The 998-nt window shown below is 21.9% G+C and carries 1 protein-coding gene; it reads right to left on the bottom strand.

The window, feature by feature from the left end; all coding sequences use genetic code 11:
- Positions 1–54: 54 nt before the first annotated feature.
- The gene (locus RI76_RS03220; RefSeq protein ID WP_017192488.1) at positions 55–894 is read right to left on the bottom strand and encodes a hypothetical protein; all 840 of its coding nucleotides are present in this window, start codon (positions 892–894) and stop codon (positions 55–57) included.
- Positions 895–998: the final 104 nt, after the last annotated feature.

The raw sequence follows: 998 nt of genomic DNA, 5'->3' as shown, positions 1-998 counted from the left end.
AAAAAAAATCAAAATAATTATATTTTGATTTTTTTTATTTACTCTATAGAAAGATTAATTTTTTAATTGTTTATTCGTCTTATCCACTAAAAGGGCTTTCACAAAAGGAAAATCTTTTGGGTCAATATATAAGGCGTTTTTTTGATCATCATAATAAGAAAAAGAATTATTATTCATAGGCATGTTATTTAACATAAATAACTGCATTTCAGAAACGTTTTTTAATTGATTAAATATTTTTTTCAAACTTTCAGGAATCTGCTTATTGATGGTTTCTTCGATGAAAGAAAGGTCAATAGGTTTTTTGTTAACATTTTCTCCTTCTGGAGAATTATTACCATTATTATCGTTAGAATTGTTATTATTAGAATTTTCGTTCTTTCTTTGGTTTTTTTCGTTACCGTTAAAATTAAAACTATTTTTAATACTGTTTTTTAATAATTCTTTTTCTAAAAGTTCTAATTTTTGTTTTAATAATTCTTTTTCAAAGAAATTTTGTTGTTGGTGTAATTCTATTTTTCTTTCTAATTTGCTTTGATATAATTCTAACCTAATTAAATCAATATCTTTATCTTTTTCTCTGGAATTTTTTGCTTCTTCTTTTCTATTCATTTCCAAAATAGTTAATTCTATTAAAGATAAATTTTTATTTTTATATACATCATCTGATAATTGGTTTTGAATGGAAATTTGCGGATTTTCTTTATTAATATCATTTTTTTCTTCTCCGAAAAAAAAATTCAAAAGAAACAAAACAAAACGCATTAATAACTTAACTAGTTTTTGAAGCGGTCCGGCCAAAATAATACTCGATAAAATCAAGTATGGGACCCAATAATTTTTTAAATGATTAAAAATGTTGTTTAAAGTTTCATCCGCCACAGTAAATTTCACCTTTTGAACCTTTTTTATTTTTTTAAATAACTTAAAAAACTAATGCTACAATAATATTGTAGCATATTTATTTTAAATTAACAAATTATTATTATTTTTATATA

It is taken from the genome of Milkweed yellows phytoplasma str. MW1, assembly GCF_000309485.1.
Classification (GTDB): Bacteria; Bacillota_I; Bacilli_A; order Acholeplasmatales; family Acholeplasmataceae; genus Phytoplasma.
The sequence above is the reverse complement of the archived record's forward strand: the minus strand, read 5'-3'. Positions and strand labels throughout refer to the sequence as shown.